17 protein-coding genes are annotated in these 14,095 nt (G+C 64.9%); 12 read left to right on the top strand and 5 right to left on the bottom strand.

Annotated elements, in window-relative coordinates; translation table 11 throughout:
• Positions 1-59: 59 nt before the first annotated feature.
• Positions 60-1,610, top strand: a complete 1,551-nt coding sequence (gene secD, locus GWK63_RS04250) for a protein translocase subunit SecD (protein WP_007399331.1) — start codon at positions 60-62, stop codon at positions 1,608-1,610.
• Positions 1,611-1,623: 13 nt separating this feature from the next.
• The gene (gene secF, locus GWK63_RS04245) at positions 1,624-2,574 is read left to right on the top strand and encodes a protein translocase subunit SecF (RefSeq protein WP_039999455.1); all 951 of its coding nucleotides are present in this window, start codon (positions 1,624-1,626) and stop codon (positions 2,572-2,574) included.
• Positions 2,575-2,634: 60 nt separating this feature from the next.
• Here the strand turns inward: secF and GWK63_RS04240 are convergent, their stop codons facing one another.
• Both GWK63_RS04240 and mscL read right to left on the bottom strand, forming a co-directional pair.
• Positions 2,635-3,132 carry a hypothetical protein gene (locus GWK63_RS04240; RefSeq protein WP_039999398.1) on the bottom strand — a complete coding sequence of 166 codons (498 nt, stop codon included), beginning with the start codon at positions 3,130-3,132 and terminating at the stop codon, positions 2,635-2,637.
• 130 nt (positions 3,133-3,262) lie between these two features.
• Positions 3,263-3,775: a large conductance mechanosensitive channel protein MscL gene (gene mscL, locus GWK63_RS04235; RefSeq protein WP_112209915.1), complete on the bottom strand. Its 513-nt coding sequence runs from the start codon at positions 3,773-3,775 to the stop codon at positions 3,263-3,265.
• Between the two features lie 254 nt (positions 3,776-4,029).
• Here mscL and rpmE point away from each other — a divergent pair, with 254 nt between their 5' ends.
• From rpmE to GWK63_RS04220, 3 genes are all read left to right on the top strand, one after another.
• Complete coding sequence (gene rpmE, locus GWK63_RS04230; RefSeq protein ID WP_034931579.1) at positions 4,030-4,260, top strand: 50S ribosomal protein L31; 231 nt, start codon at positions 4,030-4,032, stop codon at positions 4,258-4,260.
• 193 nt (positions 4,261-4,453) lie between these two features.
• On the top strand, positions 4,454-5,017 hold the full coding sequence (locus GWK63_RS04225) for an Hsp20 family protein (RefSeq protein ID WP_007399324.1): 564 nt from the start codon (positions 4,454-4,456) through the stop codon (positions 5,015-5,017).
• Positions 5,018-5,270: 253 nt separating this feature from the next.
• Positions 5,271-5,858, top strand: a complete 588-nt coding sequence (locus tag GWK63_RS04220; RefSeq protein ID WP_007399322.1) for a DUF1013 domain-containing protein — start codon at positions 5,271-5,273, stop codon at positions 5,856-5,858.
• Positions 5,859-5,901: 43 nt separating this feature from the next.
• Here the strand turns inward: GWK63_RS04220 and GWK63_RS04215 are convergent, their stop codons facing one another.
• Positions 5,902-6,072, bottom strand: a complete 171-nt coding sequence (locus tag GWK63_RS04215) for a YdcH family protein (protein WP_083824484.1) — start codon at positions 6,070-6,072, stop codon at positions 5,902-5,904.
• A 162-nt stretch (positions 6,073-6,234) separates the two neighbouring features.
• Between GWK63_RS04215 and GWK63_RS04210 the strand changes: the two genes are divergently transcribed.
• The 3 genes from GWK63_RS04210 (at position 6,235) to GWK63_RS04200 (ending at position 8,120) form a co-directional block, all read left to right on the top strand.
• Positions 6,235-6,435, top strand: coding sequence for a YdcH family protein (locus GWK63_RS04210; protein WP_007399319.1), 201 nt, complete (start codon positions 6,235-6,237; stop codon positions 6,433-6,435).
• Positions 6,436-6,516: 81 nt separating this feature from the next.
• On the top strand, positions 6,517-6,975 hold the full coding sequence (purE, locus tag GWK63_RS04205; RefSeq protein ID WP_034931662.1) for a 5-(carboxyamino)imidazole ribonucleotide mutase: 459 nt from the start codon (positions 6,517-6,519) through the stop codon (positions 6,973-6,975).
• The gene (locus tag GWK63_RS04200) at positions 6,972-8,120 is read left to right on the top strand and encodes a 5-(carboxyamino)imidazole ribonucleotide synthase (protein WP_034931576.1); all 1,149 of its coding nucleotides are present in this window, start codon (positions 6,972-6,974) and stop codon (positions 8,118-8,120) included. Before purE ends, GWK63_RS04200 begins: the two co-directional genes overlap by 4 nt.
• A gap of 5 nt (positions 8,121-8,125) precedes the next feature.
• Here the strand turns inward: GWK63_RS04200 and GWK63_RS04195 are convergent, their stop codons facing one another.
• The gene (locus GWK63_RS04195; protein ID WP_007399316.1) at positions 8,126-8,797 is read right to left on the bottom strand and encodes a JAB domain-containing protein; all 672 of its coding nucleotides are present in this window, start codon (positions 8,795-8,797) and stop codon (positions 8,126-8,128) included.
• 83 nt (positions 8,798-8,880) lie between these two features.
• Here GWK63_RS04195 and GWK63_RS04190 point away from each other — a divergent pair, with 83 nt between their 5' ends.
• On the top strand, positions 8,881-9,573 hold the full coding sequence (locus GWK63_RS04190; protein ID WP_007399315.1) for an HAD hydrolase-like protein: 693 nt from the start codon (positions 8,881-8,883) through the stop codon (positions 9,571-9,573).
• Between the two features lie 105 nt (positions 9,574-9,678).
• Here the strand turns inward: GWK63_RS04190 and GWK63_RS04185 are convergent, their stop codons facing one another.
• Positions 9,679-10,356 (bottom strand): JAB domain-containing protein, encoded by a 678-nt coding sequence (locus GWK63_RS04185; protein WP_223846629.1) that lies wholly within the window; start codon positions 10,354-10,356, stop codon positions 9,679-9,681.
• Positions 10,357-10,462: 106 nt separating this feature from the next.
• Here GWK63_RS04185 and GWK63_RS04180 point away from each other — a divergent pair, with 106 nt between their 5' ends.
• The 3 genes from GWK63_RS04180 to GWK63_RS04170 are packed head-to-tail and all read left to right on the top strand — an operon-like array spanning position 10,463 to position 14,090.
• Positions 10,463-12,676 carry an ATP-dependent helicase gene (locus GWK63_RS04180; RefSeq protein ID WP_112209913.1) on the top strand — a complete coding sequence of 738 codons (2,214 nt, stop codon included), beginning with the start codon at positions 10,463-10,465 and terminating at the stop codon, positions 12,674-12,676.
• A complete protein-coding gene (locus GWK63_RS04175) occupies positions 12,677-13,579 on the top strand; it encodes a 50S ribosomal protein L11 methyltransferase (protein WP_007399311.1) in 903 nt (300 codons plus the stop codon). It begins immediately after the preceding gene.
• Complete coding sequence (locus GWK63_RS04170; protein WP_007399310.1) at positions 13,572-14,090, top strand: GNAT family N-acetyltransferase; 519 nt, start codon at positions 13,572-13,574, stop codon at positions 14,088-14,090. Before GWK63_RS04175 ends, GWK63_RS04170 begins: the two co-directional genes overlap by 8 nt.
• Positions 14,091-14,095 lie beyond the last annotated feature (5 nt).

Here is a 14,095-nt window from a genome sequence, read left to right as displayed (position 1 = left end):
TTGACCATGCCGGGCAAGGGAACCGGCCCAGCCGGGCGTAGGGAGCTTTCCATCAAGTCATGATGTATTACAGTCGGCTCAGAATGGCCTCGGTCATTGGCGTATGTCTGATCGGGCTGGCGCTGTGCCTGCCCAATGTCATACGCCAGCCCGTGGCATCCCTGCCCTGGCGCCAGATCCATCTGGGCCTGGACCTGCGGGGCGGGTCCTACCTGCTTCTGCAGGTGGACATGAACAGTGTCGCGGCCGACAGGCTGCGCGGCCTGCAGGATGAAACCCGCCAGACGCTGCTGAAAAACAGCCTGGGCTACCGCAACCTGGCCACCACCGCGCACGGCGTGACCTTTACACCCCGCACCCCCGAGGAAACCCAGCCCGACCTGAAGGCCCTGCGCGCCATGCCGATGAACGTGCCGGGCGAGTTCACGGTCGAACAGGGCGGGGACGGGCAGATCACCCTTACCCTTTCGGCCGACGCGGCCCGCCAGCGCGCCTATGACGCGGTGACCCAGTCGATCGAGATCGTACGCCGCCGGATCGATGCCACCGGCGCGATCGACCCCGAGATCACCCGCCAGGGCGAGGACCGGATCATTGTGGAACTGCCCGGCATCAGCGACCCCGAGCGGGTGAAGAACCTGCTGGGCACCACGGCGAAGATGACATTCCATCTGGTGGCGGATTCCGCCATCGGTTCCTCCGTCCCGCCGCCGGGCGTGGACCTGCTGCCCATGAGTGATGGACAGGGCACGCTGCCGGTATTCTCGCATGTGGACGTGGATGGCGCGGACCTGACCAATGCCAGTGCCTCGATCGACCAGCAGAGTGGCGAATGGGCGGTGAACTTCACCTTCGATTCGGCCGGGGCGCAGGAGTTTGGCGACGTGACGCGGGCGAATGTGGGCAAGCGCTTCGCCATCGTGCTGGATAACAAGGTGATCGAGGCCCCGGTCATCCGCACCGCCATTACCGGCGGCAGCGGGCAGATTACCGGCGGGTTTTCCGCCCAGCAGGCCACCGACATGGCCCTGCTGCTGCGCGCGGGCGCGCTACCCGCCCCGCTCAACGTGATCGAACAGCGCTCCATCGGCCCGTCGCTGGGTGCGGATTCGATCCGGGCCGGCGGCTACAGCCTGGCCGCGGGCTTCGTGCTGGTGATCGCGTTCATGGCGCTGTTCTACGGCCGGTTCGGCTGGTACGCGAACATTGCGCTCCTGGCCAACCTTGTGCTGATGACGGCCATCCTGTCGCTGTTCGAGGCAACACTGACCCTGCCGGGCATGGCGGGCATGCTGCTGACCCTGGGCATGGCGGTGGATGCGAACATCCTGATCAACGAACGCATCCGCGAGGAAGTGGCCCGTGGCCGCAGCGCGCTGCAGGCCATGCAGGCCGGCTTCGAGCGGGCCACAGCCACCATTGTGGACAGTAACGCCACCGCCCTGCTGGCGCATGTGATGCTGTTTGTTTTTGGAACCGGGCCGGTGCGCGGCTTCGCGCTTACCATCACGATCGGTATCGTGACGACCCTGTTCACCACCCTTCTCCTGTCCCGGATGCTGATGGTGCGCTGGTATGCCCGCACGCGCCCCAGCACCCTGCCGGTCTGAGGCGCGCCGCATGATGTTTGACCGTCCCCTCCTTCGGTTCGTGCCGCGCGGCACGAAAATCAACTTCATGCGTGGCCGGTTCATCGGCCTCGCCACATCGGCCGTGCTGTCCATCGCCTCGCTGATCCTGTTCTTCCACCCCGGCCTGACGCTGGGGCTGGATTTCCGCGGCGGGATCGTGGTCGAAGCCCGCACGCAGGGCCCGGCGGATTTCAACGCCATCCGCGCGGCCCTGAACGCCCAGCATGTCAATGCCGCCGGCGTGCAGTCCTTTGGCGGGCCGGATGACGTGCTGATCCGCCTTGATACCCCCCCTGACAGCGAACCCGACCACGAGGCCCGCACGCAGGCCATGGTCGATTCCGTGCGCCACGCCATTGCCACCCTGCCCGGCGCGCAGGTGCTGCGGGCGGATGCGGTGGGGGCTTCGGTATCAAGGGAACTGTTCCGCAACGGCATGCTGGCGCTGGGCATCAGCCTGCTCATGATCCTGGCCTATATCTGGTTCCGTTTTGAATGGGAGTTCGCGGTCAGTGCGGTGGTGACGCTGGTGCTGGACCTGACCAAGGCGATTGGCTTCCTGGTCATCACGCATTTCGAGTTCGATCTGGTGATGGTGGCCGCCATCCTGACCATTCTGGGCTATTCCACCAATGACAAGGTGGTGGTGTATGACCGCGTGCGCGAGAACCTGCGCAAGTACCGCACCATGCCGCTTGCCGAACTGATTGACCTGTCCATCAACGAAACACTCAGCCGCACACTGGGCACGTCGTGCACCGTGTTCCTGGCGGCGCTTCCTCTGGCGCTGTTTGGTGGCGCCAGCCTGTCGGGCTTTGCATGGGTGATGCTGTTCGGGATCGTGGTCGGCACGTCCTCATCCATCTTCATCGCCGCCCCCCTGCTGCTGCTGATGGGGGAGAAACGGCTGCGGCGTGACGCCCGGCCGCCCGCGCGCCCCTGAAGCCAGGGGGGCGGGCCAGACCACACGGTCATGACCCGCGCGATTCCTTATCGCGCCACGTTATCTGTGGGCAGGTCCGTCCGGCTGTGGCGGCACCTGCCCATTTGCGTTGGGCGCACTGGCGCCGGATGCACTGGCGCCAGGGGCACTGCCGCCGGAGCCGAATAACGGCACACCGGGAAGGCAGCGCGCGGGCGTGCCGCCCCCCAGCGTGGACGGATCGACCTGATTGGTGCAGGCCAGCATGATCTCGATCGCCTGCTGCCCCCTGCGCCGCGCGGCATGCGAGGGATGGCTCAGCGCCTCAAGCAGCATGTGCTTGCCATATTTGAGCGAGGTGGCCATGTCATATACCTGCTGCCCCGACAGGCCGCCATCCTGCAGGCGGCTGACAAGCCCCCCTTCCGCCATGAAATAGGATGTCACCAGCAGGTAGTCCTGTGCGGAAGGCGGCAGGTGGGCCATGTCGCGTCCGGGCGTTGCATGACAGCCGGACAGCAGCCCCCCGGCCAGTAACGCCAGCAGGCCCGCGCGTATATGTCGTTTGAAATCAGTCATGAAACAGCCCCCCAATACGGGGGGATATTGGGCAGTTCGGACAGGGGGCACAAGACCGGCCGGCCGGTGCGCACAAAAAACGGGCACCCTTCCGGGTGCCCGCCATGCCGTTCCAGCATGTTGAACGCGTTCAGCCCTTCGGCGTGGTCGCGCCCTTCTGTGCGGCTTCGGCCTTGAGTACATCAAGGATATCCTGCAGCAGCACCTCGTTGCGCGGCGGTGCCGGGGGGGTGGCAGGCTTCTCGGCCTCTTTCTTCACGGTCAGGCGGTTGATCACCTTCACGACCCAGAAAATCACGAAACCGATGATGATGAACTGGATCACCGCATTGAGGAACAGCCCGACATTGAGCGTGACCGCCCCGGCCTTCTGCGCATCGGCCAGGGTGGCAAGATGCGGGCCGCGCAGGGCAACGAACAGGTTGGTGAAATCGATGCCACCGATCAAAAGCCCCAGGATGGGGGTAAAGATATCCTTGACCAGACTGTTCACGATGGCGGTGAACGCCGCACCCACGATCACACCGACCGCCAGGTCCACCACATTGCCGCGCATGAGGAATGCCCGGAATTCCCCCAGCCAGCCCGGTACATGAATATCCTTTACGTGCAGTTCGGGCACATGGTCCGGCAGTTTTGCCATGAAGGCCAATCCTTTAATTTGATGGAGATGACCTATCTCTAGCAACAACCCGCCGCCATGACGACCATATATTGCCATATACCCTGTTCGCGTGCCCGTTCGTGATGCAATGCGGTAACACCCCTGCCCCACGGGGGGCCATGGCGGCTTTTGTGGCCATGGGGTGTTGATCTTGGCGGCCCTTGTCGTCTATACGCCTGCCGATACATCGCCCCCGGTCGGCATCGGTGGGCCCAGCGCGAAAGTTGTTTGAAATGAAATCCGGCATCCACCCCGACTATCACGAGATCACCGTCATCATGACCGATGGCACCGAGTACCAGACCCGTTCCTGCTACGGCAAGCCGGGCGATACGCTGCGCCTGGACATCGATCCGAAGTCCCACCCCGCCTGGACCGGCGTGCAGCGCATGATGGACACCGGGGGCCAGGTGGCCAAGTTCAACAAGAAGTTCGGCGCGCTGGGGCAGCGCAAGAAGGGCTGATTGCCCCCTGCCTTACACTTCATGAAGTCATGACTGCGGGAAATGCCCGGTCCCTTGAACGGGGGGCCGGGCATTCCCATGTCTGGAATGCGCCGGACGCCCAAGCGGGTCCATGCGCATCACCCGGAAATGGCGGCCCGCTCGACGCAGGGGCCGCATCACAGCAGACCTTGCTTCATGGAGGTTACAGAACATGGCTTACGATTTCGCGCCGCTGTTCCGCAGCGCCATAGGATTTGACCGTCTGGCCCAGCTTGTCGATACGGCGGCCCAGAACCCGGTCAGCCCGTCCTACCCCCCCTATAACATCGAAAAACTGTCCGATGCCCAGTATGCCCTGACCATGGCGGTGGCGGGTTTTGGCCCGGATGACATCGAACTGACCGTGCAGGACAACACGCTGATCGTGTCCGGTCGCGTGGGAGATGCCCCGGCACAGGGCCGGGAAATGCTCTATCGTGGCATCGCCACCCGTGCGTTCGAACGCCGCTTCGTGCTGGCTGACCATGTGGTGGTGGAAAACGCCGACCTGACCAACGGCCTGCTTCGCATCGCCGTCCGCCAGATCGTGCCCGAAGCGCTCAAGCCGCGGCGCATTCCCATCTCGTCGGGGCATGCCATGGCAGCCGACACGGCCCGGCCCGAACCCGCCCCGGCCGGCAGCCCCGAACCGGACAGCGCGCAAAGCCTGCCCCCGGTCGTTGCGGCCCATGCCACGGCACCGGCCCCACAGCATGCGGGATGCTGCGCGGCATAAGGGCCGGCACCCACGATCCGGCGCAGGGGCGGGCCAATGGTCCGCCCCTGTTTTTTATTGATGAGAAACATTCCGGGCGCGCGGATTGAAGTCTTGACCTTTGCCACCCGCAACCTTCATATCACTGCCACGAGTGTTTTCTGTTTCTGGCGCGCCAGCAGGTACGCACGGTTCCCACGCGGATAGGGAACCGTTCCGAACACCCTTTCAGGTGCCTGCGTGTGGCGCCACACGCTGTAGGACCTGATTGATAATGACTGCCCTGCCCCTGATGCCCAAGGCAACCGCCGTGTGGCTTATTGAAAAGACGGCGCTGACCTTTACCCAGATTGCCGAATTCTGCGGAATGCACCCCCTTGAGGTCCAGGCGATTGCCGATGGCGAAGTGGCACAGGGAATCGTGGGCTACGACCCCATTGCCAACCACCAGCTGACCCAGGCGGAAATCACCCGCTGCGAAAAGGACCCCGAGGCACGGCTGAAGATCCTGCCGCCGGCCAATCCGATCAACCGCCGTTCCAAGGGCGCGCGCTATACGCCGGTGGCCAAGCGCAACGACCGCCCGGATGCGATTGCCTTCATCCTGCGCAATTTCCCGCAACTGTCCGAACAGCAGACCAGCAAGCTGCTGGGCACCACCAAGGACACGATTGAAAAGGTACGCAGCAAGCAGCACTGGAACAGCGCCAACATCAAGCCGCGCGACCCGGTCACGCTGGGGCTGTGCAGCCAGACCGACCTGAACGCCATGGTGCTGGCCGCCAACGAGCGTCTGGCACGCGAAGGGCAGGCCGTGCCCCAGCCGCTGGAACTTGATGACGAGGACGACCACGCCATCTGATCCCTTTCCGCCGCACCCGCACGGGTGCGGCGGATACCGGGGTTCAGCCCAGCCGGGCCAGGCGTTCGATTTCTTCCTTTACGCGCAGTTTCTCAAGCTTGAGGCGGCGTAGGGCGCCCTCATCGGGCAAGGGCCTGCGATCCTCGTCAAAGATACGGGCATCGAGGCGGGCATGACGGGTCTTGAGGCTGTTGATACGTGCTTCGTACGACATGGAATCCTCCAGCGTTTCGTGCGGCAACCCGATCAGGCTAGACCAGACGCGCGGGCGAATTCCATGTTAAAATTGCAGGCCATGGCGCCTTTTCCCGGCATGTCGCCTTTTGCGGCGGATATGCTTAGGATGGTAACATGCCCACCTAACAGATGAGCCGCCATGCTGACAGATCGGGATACCCTCCTTCGCAAGCTGCACGAACTGCGCAGTGAACACCGTGATCTTGATACGGTCATAAGCCGCATGGCCCTGCAGGTAACGGACCAGTTGCAGCTGCAGAGGCTGAAAAAGCGCAAGCTCCTGCTGAAAGACGAGATTACATGGCTGGAAAGCCGCCTGATCCCGGACAGCATTGCCTGAATATCTGACGAGAGTACGCCAAACGTGACCATCCCTTCCCCCTCGCCCGCCTCCACGGCCGCCCCACGCATCGGGGTGATCATGGGCAGCCAGTCCGACTGGGAAACCATGCGCCACGCCACCGAGGTGCTGGACCGGCTGGAGGTTGCGCACGAGGTGCGCATCGTCTCCGCCCACCGCACGCCCGACCGGCTGGCCAGCTATGCCAGGTCAGCGCAGGGCCGGGGGCTTTCGGTCATCATCGCGGGCGCGGGCGGGGCGGCCCACCTGCCGGGCATGTGCGCGGCCTGGACCGCGCTGCCGGTGCTGGGGGTACCGGTCGAATCGCATGCGCTCAAGGGCATGGACAGCCTGCTTTCCATCGTGCAGATGCCCGGCGGCATTCCCGTGGGCACGCTGGCCATCGGCAGGGCCGGGGCAACCAACGCCGCCCTGCTGGCCGCGTCCATTCTGGCGCTGGCCGATCCGGAACTGGGGGACAGGCTGGCCGCGTGGCGCGCGATGCAGACGGCATCGGTCGCGGATGAGCCGACCCGATGAACAGGCTTCCCCCTGGCCGCGTGCTGGGCATTGTGGGTGGCGGCCAGCTGGGCCGCATGTCCGCCATCGCCGCCGCCCGTCTGGGCTATCGCGCCCATGTCCTGACCCCCGAGGCCGATGGCCCGGCGGCCCAGGTTTCCCATGGCGTGACCGTGGGCCGGTATGATGACCATGACGCCCTGCGCCGCTTTGCCGGTGCGGTGGATGTCATTACCTTCGAGTTCGAGAACATCAGCGCCGACGGGCTGGACCTGCTGTCCGGCATCCGGCCGGTGCATCCGGCGGGTGCGATCCTGCGCATAAGCCAGGACCGTATCGCCGAAAAAAGTTTCATGGGGGAAAACGGCGTTCCCGTTGCCCCGTGGCATGCGGTGGAAAACCGGGCCGATCTGGACCGGGCGGCGGACGCGCTGGGCTATCCCTTCATCCTCAAGACCACGCGGCTTGGCTATGATGGCAAGGGACAGGCGCGCATCCATAGTGCAGCGGAACTGGACCACGCATTCGACACGCTGCGCCCCCACCCGCTTGTGGCCGAAGGCATGGTGCGCTTCGCCTGTGAGGTCAGCGTGATGGTGGCGCGCAATGCGCGTGGCGACATCAGCACCTTTGACGTGACCGAGAACCGTCACCGCAACGGCATTCTGGACATAAGCCTGGCCCCGGCCCGCATTCCCCCCGCCCTTGCGGCGCAGGCACAGGAACTGGCGCGACGCATCGCCACGGCCCTTGGCCTGATCGGCCTGCTGGGGGTGGAGATGTTCGTGGACCATGATGGCAGCCTGCGGGTCAATGAAATTGCCCCACGCCCCCATAATTCCGGCCACTGGACCATGAATGCCTGCCCCGTGGACCAGTTCGAGATGCATGTGCGCGCGGTCACCGGCCTGCCGCTGCCGCCCGCCATCCGCCACAGCGATGCAGTGATGAAAAACCTGATCGGCCCCGACGACATGGCGCTCTGGCCCGAAATCCTGGCCGCCCCACGCCTGCTGGCCCATCATTATGGCAAGGTGGAAGCCCGGCCCGGCCGCAAGATGGGGCATGTCAACGTGCTGTTCCCCGCAGGCGGCCTGCCGGGGGAATTCGGGGTGGAGGCCGCCCTTGGCCCACTCGCCACACCACCAGCAGACGACGCGGCATAAGCCCGCTAGCCAAGCAGACCCGCCGCCCGGAAGCTGAGCGTGCGGCCATTGCCCACGATAATATGGTCATGCACCTCCACCCGCATGAGCCTGCCAAGCTGGGCAATGCGCAGGGTCATCTCGATATCCGCACCCGATGGTTCCGCCCTGCCGGCAGGGTGATTATGCGCCAGCACCAGCCTTGCCGCCCCCAGCCGCAGGGCGCGGCGCATGATCTCACGCGGGTAGACGGGGGAATGGTTGACCGTGCCGGTACCCATCAGTTCATCGGCCAGCAGGTGGAACCCTTCGTCCAGAAACAGGACACGGAACTGCTCGATCACTTCATGGCCCATGCAGGCCTGCAGATATGCCTCCAGCCCCGCCTGGCCTGACAGCACGTCCGTGCGCCGCACCCGGCCGCGATACAGCCGTAGCGCCGCCTCCCGCGCCACGGCCAACAGGGGGGGCATGACCGTGCCCCGGCCCGCCACTTCATCCAGCGCGCCCACATGCGCCGACAGCATCATTCCCGCCGAGCCAAAGCGCGCCAGCAGGTCCGCCGCCAGCCGGTCGGGGGCGGGATGCGCGGGATCAAGCGTGCGGATCAGCCGCTGTACAAAGGCATGGTCATCCGCCCGGCTGACCGTTCCCGACAGGGGAACCGGAACCGGGGCCTGCGGCCTGTGATCGGGCAAAATGCTACGTTCCCAACAATTTCAGGACAAAAGCCGCCCCGATGGTACATGATGCAGACAGAAAAGGGAGGTTATAGACCTGCATGCATTTCAACAGATCCCATACCGTACTCTTTGATCTGGACGGAACCATCGTCCGCTCCCGCGATGGCATTGTGGACTCCATTCACGCTGTCCTGCGCGACCTTGGGCATGAGCCTGACCTGTCGATCGACCTGACATGGGTGGTGGGTCCGCCGCTGGAAGAACTGATCGCCCATATCCTGGCCCATTATGGCGATGACCGGGTACACGAAGCGATGGCGCTGTACCGCAGGCATTACGAATCGGAAGGCATGCATAAAAGCCCCGTATTCGAGCATATGCGCGAGACGATCGAGACCCTGTCCGCCAAGGGCGTGCGGCTGTTCGTTGCCACGTCCAAGCCACGCCACCTGGCGCGCAGGATCCTGCACCTGCGCAACCTGGTGCAGTATTTTGATGGCCTGTCCGGCGCGCGCGCGGATGACAGCGGTGCGGAAAAACCCGAACTGATCGCCGCCGTGCTGCGTGAGCATGACATACGGCGCGAGGATGCGCTGATGATCGGCGACCGCCGCTTCGACATTAGTGGCGCCCATGCCAACCATGTCCGCGCACTGGGTGTATTGTGGGGCTATGGCACGCGCGAAGAACTGACCGAAGCCGGGGCCGATGCGCTGGTCAGCCAGCCGTCCGAACTGCTGGAGGCCATAAGCCAGCAGTTTGCCGCAGCCGAAGCCCATCCCCACAGCTAGGGAACGGTCTGGAAGATAGAAAAGTTTTTGGTGACGCTTTTTTCAAAAAGCGTCAAAGGACGCCGCTTCTTCGAAAAAAGGCGGCCCCCGAAGGCTTCTGTCATGTCAGGCCACCAGGACGGGGCGCAGGCTGACTGTCCTGCCCCCGCCCCGGATCAGGCAGTCCTGCACGTCCATCCCCATCAGGCGGGCATGATTGTACAGCATGCGCCCCCAGCGCTGGTCCGCCATGCTGCCCTGCGGCGGGGGAACCGCCGCACCCGTGTCGCGCATCGTGATAAGCGAGACGGCATGCAGTTCCAGCGCGCGGGCCAGTATGGCACGGCACATCTCGGCTGCCGCCGCCTGCGGCACCACTTCATCCGCCAGCAACTGGCCTGCTGAATCCAGATGGAACACGCGCACACCATCGGGGTCCCGGTTGGGCAGCCGGTCGCAATAGGCCAGCAATGCCGCCATGTCCGCAAACAGCACACACCCGCGCAGGTCGGCATGGGCAAGCCGCCCGGCCACCAGCGCCGGACAGGCCATGACCGCAACCCCGCGCGGCCCAAGCCCCGCCGCGCGCAGACTGGCGGGGGAGGCTTCCAGCACGGCTTCAAGACTGCCAAAATGGGCCAGAAGCGCCTTGGCCTGCGGCTTGGTGTCACGGCGGGGGATGGCGGCGAACAGCAGCACTTCCAGCAGTTCATAATCGGCCAGCGACTGCGCGCCCGCCACGCGGATGCGCTGGCGCATGCGCCCCCGGTGGCCACCCGGCCCCGTTGCAACCGGCTTTTTCATGCCCGCCCCCTTCTGCAACCGCAATTCCTCCTGTCGTGTCCCCATTTCATGGGGCACCCGATAGCATTGGTGCCCCCGCGCCGGGATTGCTATAGAAGATAACGCCATGGACAGCCTTATCCCAACCGGCCGCGCGCCGGATTACCTGAACCGACTCAATCCCGAACAGCGGGATGCGATCGAGACCACGGATGGCCCGCTGCTGGTCCTTGCCGGCGCGGGCACGGGCAAGACGCGGGTGCTGACCACGCGGTTCGCGCATATCCTGCTCTCGGGCCGGGCGCGCCCGAACCAGATCCTGGCCGTGACCTTTACCAACAAGGCCGCGCGCGAAATGCGCGAGCGCGTGAGCGCCCTGCTGGGTGAACCGGCGGAAGGTCTGTGGCTGGGCACGTTCCATGCGCTGTGCGCGCGCATGCTGCGCCGCCATGCGGAGCATGTCGGGCTGACCAGCAGCTTCACCATCCTTGATACCGATGACCAGCTCCGCCTGCTCAAGCAGGTGCTCGAACCCTACCGCATCGACACCAAGCGCTGGCCGCCACAGGCCATAATGGGCGTGATCCAGCGCTGGAAGGACCGTGGGCTGGTGCCCGACGCCATCACGGCGGCTGAGGATACCGACTTCGCCAATGGCCGCTGTGCCGAGATCTATACCGACTACCAGCAGCGCCTGAAGCAGATCAACGCCTGCGATTTTGGCGACCTTATGCTGCATATGACGGAAATCCTGCGCAGGCACCCCGATGTGCTGGCGCAGTACCACCGTTTTTTCCGCTACATCCTGGTGGACGAATATCAGGACACCAACACCATCCAGTACCTGTGGCTGCGCCTGCTGGCCCATCGGGACGGGCAGCCATCGAACATCTGCTGCGTGGGCGATGATGACCAGTCCATCTATTCCTGGCGCGGGGCGGAAGTGGAAAACATCCTGCGCTTCGAACGCGACTTCCCCGGCGCGCGCGTGGTGCGGCTGGAACGCAATTACCGCTCCACCCGCCAGATCCTGGGCGCGGCGTCGGGCCTGATCGCCCATAACGAGGAACGGCTGGGCAAGACGCTCCACCCCGGCCGCGAGGATGCGGAAGGCGAGAAGGTGCGCGTGATTTCGGTGCAGGACTCGGACGACGAGGCCCGCATGGTCGGCGCCGAGGTCGAACGCCTGCGCGCCGATGGCCACCCGATGGCCGAAATCGCGATCCTTGTCCGCGCCGGTTTCCAGACCCGCGCGTTCGAGGAACGGCTGATCACGCTGGGCCTGCCCTACCGCGTGGTGGGCGGCCTGCGCTTTTACGAACGCGCCGAGATCCGTGACGCCATTGCCTATATGCGCGTGGTCAACCAGCCATCCGATGACCTGGCGTTCGAGCGCATCATCAACGTGCCCCGCCGGGGCGTGGGCACCACGGGCCTGCAGAAAATGCACATGCACGCGCGCGCGCGCCAGATGCCGCTGACCGCGGCCGTGCTGGAAATGCTGGCGGCGGGCGAGATCAGGGGCCGGGCGAAGGACCAGCTTGCGGCCCTGATGCGCAGCATCGCCACCACGCGCGAGATGCTGGGGCGCGAGGGGCATGTCGTCGCCATTGACCACCTGCTGGAGGACAGCGGGTATATCGACATGTGGAAGGCCGACAAGTCCCCCGATGCGCCGGGGCGGCTGGAAAACCTGAAGGAACTGGTCCGCTCGCTGGCGGATTACGAAAACCTCAGCGGTTTCCTTGAACATGTCGCCCTTGTCATGGATGCCGAGGACAGGTCCGGCGCCGACAGCATGAGCATCATGACCCTGCACGGCGCCAAGGGGCTGGAATTCGATACCGTGTTCCTGCCGGGATGGGAGGAAGGGGTCTTCCCGTCCCAGCGCACGCTGGATGAAGGCGGGCTGAAGGGGCTGGAGGAAGAACGCCGCCTGGCCTATGTCGGCATTACGCGCGCACGCAGGCTGGCCATCATCAGCCACGCCGCCAACCGCCGCATATACGGCAACTGGCAGTCCGCCATTCCCAGCCGCTTTGTGGAAGAACTGCCCGCCGAGCATGTCGAGACACGCGGCGATACCGCCAACAGCCGGCGTGCCTTCCCTGGCCGCCCCGCCGTGTTTGGCAGCACGCCCTTCCCGCTCATGGCCACGCGGCGCGTACATGACGTGACACCCCCCACCGCCGCGCGGTCGGGCATGAATGTGGGGGTGCGTGTGTTCCACCAGAAATTCGGCTACGGCACCATTACCTCGGTCGAGGGAAACCGGCTGGAAGTCGCGTTTGAAAAAGCAGGCCCCAAGCGGGTGATCGATACATTTGTTGAGCAGGTATAAATGAGCCTTTCCCCCCGGCGTCACGCCACAGAACTGGAAACCATATCGGTCACGGTACCGCCGGATGCGGTGGAAGCCTATGAATCCGCCCTTTCCACCGTATGCGCCACCATCGGCATTTTCGAAGTGGACGACAGCCAGACGCTGTGGCGGGTGGAAGGTGTGAAGGACATCGGCAGCGGCGAGGACGAACTGCGCGCGGGCCTGATCATGGCAGCCCTTGCCACCGGCGTGGATGCCGAACTCGAACGCACCCATACCGAGGCCGAAGGCTGGCTGGCGCGCACCTACGAGTCCTTCCCCGAGCAGCTTGCAGGTCAGCGCTTCGCCATCCGTGGCACGCATCTGGACGATGCGCCCAACCCGCAGCGCATCACCATCACGCTGGATGCCGGGGTCGCCTTCGGCTCGGGCGAGCACGGGTCCACGCGCGGCTGCCTGCGCGCGCTGGAAATGGTGGCCTGTCGCAGGCCACGCCGCATCCTTGACCTTGGCTGCGGCTCGGGCATCCTGGCCATGGCGGCGGCCGCCCTGCTGCATACGCCGGTGCTGGCCACCGATATCGATCCGTGGTCCGTGCGCGTGACCCGGCGCAATGCCGCCATGAACGGGCTGGGCAACCTTGTCTCGTGCCATCTGGGCAATGGCTGGGCCACGCCCGCCATCCGCCACCATGCGCCCTATGACCTGGTATTCGCCAACATCCTGGCCCGCCCGCTCTGCGCCATGGCGGCCGATCTGGCCCGTAACCTGCTGCCCGGTGGCACCGCCATCCTGGCGGGGCTGCTCAACACACAGGTCCGCATGGTGCTGGCCGCCCACCGCCGCCATGGGCTGGTGCTGGAACACCACCTGCGTGAAGGGGACTGGGGCACGCTGATCCTGCGCAAGCCCCATGGCTGATACGCCTGATCTCCTGATCCGCGATGCCACGGACGCGGACATTCCGGCCATTGTCGAAATCGTGAATCACGCCATCCGCAACAGCACGTCCATGTGGGAGACGCACGAGACCGACATCGCCACCCGGCTGGAATGGCTGCATTCCAGTCAGGCCAGCGGCTTCCCCGTCCTGGTGGCGCAGACGCCCAATGGCCATGTGGCGGGCTACAGCAGCTGGAAGACGTTCCGCCCCTTTTCAGGCTACCGGCATACGGTCGAACACTCGCTGTACATCTCCCCGGCGTACAAGCGCCAGGGCATTGGCAGCGCCCTGCTGCAGGCATTGCTGGACCGGGCAAGGGAGGCCGATGTGCATGTCATGATAGCGGGCATCACCTCCACCAACATCGCATCGCGCCGGCTGCATGAGCGCTTTGGCTTCCAGCACGGTGGCCTGCTGCCCGAATGCGGCACGAAATACGGAAGGTGGATGGACCTGCTGTTCCTCTACCGCATCATGTCCCCCGCCTGATCTTT

The organism is Komagataeibacter rhaeticus (assembly GCF_011611525.1).
Classification (GTDB): Bacteria; Pseudomonadota; Alphaproteobacteria; order Acetobacterales; family Acetobacteraceae; genus Komagataeibacter; species Komagataeibacter rhaeticus.
This window is presented reverse-complemented; position numbering and strand designations above follow the sequence as displayed.

Bases quoted from the DNA above. Each gene is read 5' to 3' on its own strand.
- secD (WP_007399331.1), top strand. From the start codon at position 60: ATGATGTATTACAGTCGGCTCAGAATGGCCTCGGTCATTGGCGTATGT.
- secF (WP_039999455.1), top strand. From the start codon at position 1,624: ATGTTTGACCGTCCCCTCCTTCGGTTCGTGCCGCGCGGCACGAAAATC.
- GWK63_RS04240 (WP_039999398.1), bottom strand. From the start codon at position 3,132: ATGACTGATTTCAAACGACATATACGCGCGGGCCTGCTGGCGTTACTG.
- mscL (WP_112209915.1), bottom strand. From the start codon at position 3,775: ATGGCAAAACTGCCGGACCATGTGCCCGAACTGCACGTAAAGGATATT.
- rpmE (WP_034931579.1), top strand. From the start codon at position 4,030: ATGAAATCCGGCATCCACCCCGACTATCACGAGATCACCGTCATCATG.
- GWK63_RS04225 (WP_007399324.1), top strand. From the start codon at position 4,454: ATGGCTTACGATTTCGCGCCGCTGTTCCGCAGCGCCATAGGATTTGAC.
- GWK63_RS04220 (WP_007399322.1), top strand. From the start codon at position 5,271: ATGACTGCCCTGCCCCTGATGCCCAAGGCAACCGCCGTGTGGCTTATT.
- GWK63_RS04215 (WP_083824484.1), bottom strand. From the start codon at position 6,072: ATGTCGTACGAAGCACGTATCAACAGCCTCAAGACCCGTCATGCCCGC.
- GWK63_RS04210 (WP_007399319.1), top strand. From the start codon at position 6,235: ATGCTGACAGATCGGGATACCCTCCTTCGCAAGCTGCACGAACTGCGC.
- purE (WP_034931662.1), top strand. From the start codon at position 6,517: ATGGGCAGCCAGTCCGACTGGGAAACCATGCGCCACGCCACCGAGGTG.
- GWK63_RS04200 (WP_034931576.1), top strand. From the start codon at position 6,972: ATGAACAGGCTTCCCCCTGGCCGCGTGCTGGGCATTGTGGGTGGCGGC.
- GWK63_RS04190 (WP_007399315.1), top strand. From the start codon at position 8,881: ATGCATTTCAACAGATCCCATACCGTACTCTTTGATCTGGACGGAACC.
- GWK63_RS04185 (WP_223846629.1), bottom strand. From the start codon at position 10,356: ATGAAAAAGCCGGTTGCAACGGGGCCGGGTGGCCACCGGGGGCGCATG.
- GWK63_RS04180 (WP_112209913.1), top strand. From the start codon at position 10,463: ATGGACAGCCTTATCCCAACCGGCCGCGCGCCGGATTACCTGAACCGA.
- GWK63_RS04175 (WP_007399311.1), top strand. From the start codon at position 12,677: ATGAGCCTTTCCCCCCGGCGTCACGCCACAGAACTGGAAACCATATCG.
- GWK63_RS04170 (WP_007399310.1), top strand. From the start codon at position 13,572: ATGGCTGATACGCCTGATCTCCTGATCCGCGATGCCACGGACGCGGAC.